The organism is Mycobacterium sp. 1482292.6 (genome assembly GCF_001672995.1).
Taxonomy (GTDB): Bacteria; Actinomycetota; Actinomycetes; order Mycobacteriales; family Mycobacteriaceae; genus Mycobacterium; species Mycobacterium europaeum_A.
Genome location: NZ_LZKV01000009.1, coordinates 1 through 4500, shown reverse-complemented (window position 1 = coordinate 4500; position 4500 = coordinate 1). Strand labels below are relative to the sequence as shown.

Annotated in this window: 4 protein-coding genes; all 4 read left to right on the top strand. The window is 70.2% G+C overall.

What is annotated here, in order from left to right; genetic code table 11:
• A partial coding sequence (locus tag A5624_RS00230) for an NAD(P)H-quinone dehydrogenase (RefSeq protein WP_066859682.1) occupies positions 1-1243 on the top strand: 1243 nt, incomplete at its 5' end.
• A 73-nt stretch (positions 1244-1316) separates the two neighbouring features.
• Positions 1317-3059 (top strand): glycerol-3-phosphate dehydrogenase/oxidase, encoded by a 1743-nt coding sequence (locus A5624_RS00225; protein WP_066859680.1) that lies wholly within the window; start codon positions 1317-1319, stop codon positions 3057-3059.
• Entirely contained in the window at positions 3056-3916 is an 861-nt protein-coding gene (locus tag A5624_RS00220) for a pseudouridine synthase (protein ID WP_066859675.1), read from the top strand. The genes A5624_RS00225 and A5624_RS00220 overlap by 4 nt, the downstream gene beginning before the upstream one ends.
• A 57-nt stretch (positions 3917-3973) precedes the next feature.
• A partial coding sequence (locus A5624_RS00215) for a DUF222 domain-containing protein (protein ID WP_156748687.1) occupies positions 3974-4500 on the top strand: 527 nt, incomplete at its 3' end.

Sequence of the window (4500 nt, the reverse complement as noted above, 5' to 3'; positions counted from 1 at the left end):
CTGGCTGCGCACCGAGTTGCGCCGGGCGCCGCGGCTGGGATTCGAGATCGACATCGACGACGCCAAGATCTCGCTGCCGCAGATCCATGCCCGGGTCAAGCAACTCGCCACCGAGCAGTCGGCCGACATCACCGATCAGCTGCTCGGGATGGGCGTGCACGTGGTGGCCGGCCGCGGCGAGCTGATCGACCCTACCCCAGGCTTGGCCTGCCACCGCGTCAAAGCGACCGCCGCGGACGGCGTCACCAGCGAGTACGAGGCCGACGTCGTGCTGATCGCCACCGGCGCCAGCCCGCGGGTGCTGCCGTCGGCGCAGCCGGATGGCGAGCGGATCCTGACCTGGCGTCAGCTCTACGACCTCAAGGCGCTGCCCGAGCACCTGATCGTGGTCGGGTCCGGGGTCACGGGCGCCGAATTCGTGCACGCCTACACCGAATTGGGCGTGCCGGTGACCGTGGTCGCCAGCCGCGACCGGGTGCTGCCCTACGAGGACGCCGACGCCGCGCTGGTCCTGGAGGAGGCGTTCTCCGAGCGGGGCGTCGAGCTGGTCAAAAACGCGCGCGCGCAATCGGTCACCCGCACCGAGGACGGCGTGCTGGTCACCCTGACCGACGGGCGCACGGTCGAGGGCAGCCACGCGCTGATGACCATCGGGTCGGTCCCCAACACCGCCGGCCTGGGCCTGGACCGGGTCGGCATCGAGCTGGGCCGCGGCGGCTACCTGACCGTGGACCGGGTGTCGCGGACGTCGGTGACCGGCATCTACGCCGCCGGGGACTGCACCGGGCTGCTGCCGCTGGCCTCGGTCGCCGCCATGCAGGGCCGGATCGCGATGTATCACGCGCTGGGCGAGGGCGTCAGCCCGATCCGGCTGCGGACCGTGGCGGCGACGGTGTTCACCAGGCCCGAGATCGCCGCCGTCGGGGTGCCCCAGACCATGATCGACGACGGTTCGGTGCCCGCCCGCACCGTCATGCTCCCGTTGCGGACCAACGCTCGCGCCAAGATGTCCGGGCTGCGACAGGGTTTCGTCAAACTCTTCTGCCGCCAGGCCACCGGCGTGGTGATCGGCGGCGTGGTGGTGGCACCGATCGCCTCCGAGCTGATCCTGCCGATCGCCGTCGCGGTGACCAACCGCATCACCGTCAACGAGCTGGCGCAGACGCTGGCGGTCTACCCCTCGTTGTCCGGCTCGATCACCGAGGCCGCGCGGCGGCTGATGGCGCACGACGACCTGGACTAGCGGTTAGCCTTGGTGCAGCACGTCCTACTGACCGGTAACCGAGGAGGAGTTCCCCCAGTGAGGAGTCCTGGTCGTGACTGATCCCACCCAGCGCAGCTCCCCGGTATCCGTGCTGGGACCGCGGCAGCGCCAGGAGGCCTGGCAGCGGTTGGGCGCCGAGCAGTTCGACGTGGTGGTGATCGGCGGCGGCGTGGTGGGGTCGGGCTGCGCGCTGGACGCCGCGACCCGCGGGCTCAAGGTGGCGCTGGTGGAAGCGCGCGACTTCGCCTCGGGCACCTCGAGCCGCTCGTCGAAGATGTTCCACGGCGGCCTGCGCTACCTCGAACAGCTGGAGTTCGGGCTGGTCCGCGAGGCGCTCTACGAGCGCGAGTTGTCGCTGACCACGCTGGCGCCGCATCTGGTCAAGCCGATGCCGTTTCTGTTCCCGCTGACCAATCGCATGTGGGAGCGCCCCTACATCGCCGCCGGGATCTTTCTGTACGACCGGCTCGGCGGCGCGAAATCCGTTCCGGCGCAAAAGCATTTGACCCGTGCCGGCGCGCTGCGGTTGAGCCCCGGGCTGAAGCGCAGCTCGCTGATCGGTGGAATCCGTTACTACGACACGGTTGTCGACGACGCCCGACACACCATGACCGTCGCGCGCACCGCCGCGCATTACGGCGTGGTGGTGCGCACCTCCACCCAGGTGGTCGCCATGCTGCGCGAGGGCGATCGGGTGACCGGCGTGCGCGTGCGCGACTCCGAGGACGGCGCGATCACCGAGGTCCGCGGGCACGTGGTGGTCAACGCGACCGGCGTATGGACCGACGAGATCCAGGCATTGTCCAAGCAGCGCGGGCGATTTCAGGTCCGGGCGTCCAAGGGCGTGCACGTGGTGGTGCCGCGCGACCGCATCGTCAGCGACGTCGCGATCATCCTGCGCACCGAGAAGTCGGTGATGTTCGTCATCCCGTGGGGCAGCCACTGGATCATCGGGACCACGGACACCGACTGGAACCTCGACCTGGCCCACCCCGCGGCCACCAAGGCCGACATCGACTACATCTTGGAGACCGTCAACACGGTGCTGGCCATCCCGCTCACCCACGCCGACATCGACGGGGTGTACGCGGGACTGCGCCCGCTGCTGGCCGGGGAGAGCGAGGAGACCTCCAAGCTGTCCCGGGAGCACGCCGTGGCGGTGCCCGCGCCGGGCCTGGTCGCGATCGCCGGGGGCAAGTACACCACCTATCGGGTGATGGCCGCCGACGCGATTGACGCTGCGGCCCAATTTATTCCGGCCCGGGTGGCGCCGTCGATCACCGAGAAGGTCAGCCTACTCGGCGCCGACGGCTATTTCGCGCTGATCAACCAGGCCGAGCACGTCGCCGAGTTGCAGGGTCTGCATCCTTACCGGGTGCGTCATCTGCTGGACCGCTACGGCTCGCTGATCGGCGACGTGCTGGCGCTGGCGGCCGACAGGCCCGACCTGCTCAACCCGATCAAGGAGGCCCCGGGCTACTTGCGGGTGGAGGCGCTGTATGCCGTAACCGCCGAGGGCGCATTGCATTTGGAGGACATCCTGGCCCGCCGGATGCGCATCTCCATCGAATACTCGCACCGCGGCGTCGACTGCGCCCGCGAGGTCGCCGACGTGGTCGCGCCGGTGCTGGGCTGGTCGGCCGAGGACATCGAGCGTGAGGTCGCGAACTACACCGCCCGGGTGGAGGCCGAGATCCTGTCCCAGGCCCAGCCCGACGACGTGTCCGCCGACGAATTGCGGGCCAGCGCCCCCGAGGCGCGCGCCGAGATCCTCGAGCCGGTCCCGCTCAGTTGAGGCCCGCGCCGCTTCCGGTCCGCGATGGCTTGGGCCCCGCGCGGGTGCGACTGCGGGGCGGGCAGGTACTGGCCGAACTGACCGCCCGGTTCGGTGCGCGGGCCCGCGCCAAGGTGCTGGCCGGCGAGGTCGTCGCCGCCGATGGCGCGGTAATCGATTGTGCCACAGTGCTTCCCGCCGGCGCGAGCGTGTACCTGTATCGCGAGCTGCCCGACGAGGTGCCCGTCCCGTTCGACATCCCGGTACTGCATCGCGACGACGACATCGTGGTCGTCGACAAGCCGCACTTTCTGGCCACCATGCCGCGCGGGCGCCACGTCGCGCAGACCGCGCTGGTTCGGCTCAGGCGCGAGCTCGGGCTGCCCGAGCTGAGCCCGGCGCACCGGCTCGACCGGCTGACCGCCGGGGTGTTGCTGTTCACCGCGCGGCGTGAGGTGCGCGGCGCCTACCAGACGCTGTTCTCCCGCGGCCTGGTGAGCAAGACCTATCTGGCCCGGGCCGCCGTCGATCCGGAGCTGCAGCTGCCGCGCGTGATGACGAGCCGAATCATCAAGCGCCGCGGGCACTTACAGGCGGTCTGCGAGCCGGGCGCGCCCAATGCCGAGACGCGGGTGGAGCTGCTATCGCCAGACGGGCTGTACCGGCTGACGCCGCGCACCGGGCGCACCCACCAGCTGCGCCTGCACATGGCCTCGCTGGGCATCCCGATCGACGGGGATCCGCTGTATCCCGACGTGGTCGATGTCGCGGCCGACGACTTCAGCACGCCGCTGCGGCTGCTGGCGCAACGGATCGAGTTCACCGATCCGCTCACCGGTGTGCGACGCGAGTTCGTCAGCCGTCGCGCGGAGCCCTAGCCGTTCTTTTCGCCGGGGTGCTCACGCGTGTCGGTGGCCAATGGCATGATCGAACCTATGTTCGAAGATGTCACCGCGCGGTTCGATGAGCGGTTCGAGCGGCGTTATCCGTCGACCACGCCGGTGTCGACGGGGTTGCTGGAGCGGATCGGCGGCGCCGCGCGGGCGGAGAATCGGGCGGCGGCCGCGCTGTTGGTGGCGATCGGTGAATTGTTCGCCTATCGGTTGTCGCGGTGTGCCGAGACCGAGGAGTGGGCGATCGACACCGAGGCGGCGGTGGGTGCGGAGGTGGCCGCCGAGCTGCGGATCAGCCAGGGGTTGGCCGCCAGCCGGCTGCGCTACGCGCGGGCGATGCGCGAGCGGTTGCCGAAGGTGGGTGCGGCCTTCAGAGCCGGCGACATCGGCTACCTGATGTTTCAGACGATCGTGTTCCGCACCGATTTGATCACCGACCCGCAGGTGCTGGCGGCGGTGGACGCCGAGTTGGCGGCCACCGTGGCCAGGTGGCCGTCACTGAGCCAGGGCCGGCTGGCCGCGCAGGTGGACAAGGTGGTGGCTCGCGCTGATGCGGATGCGGTGCGGCG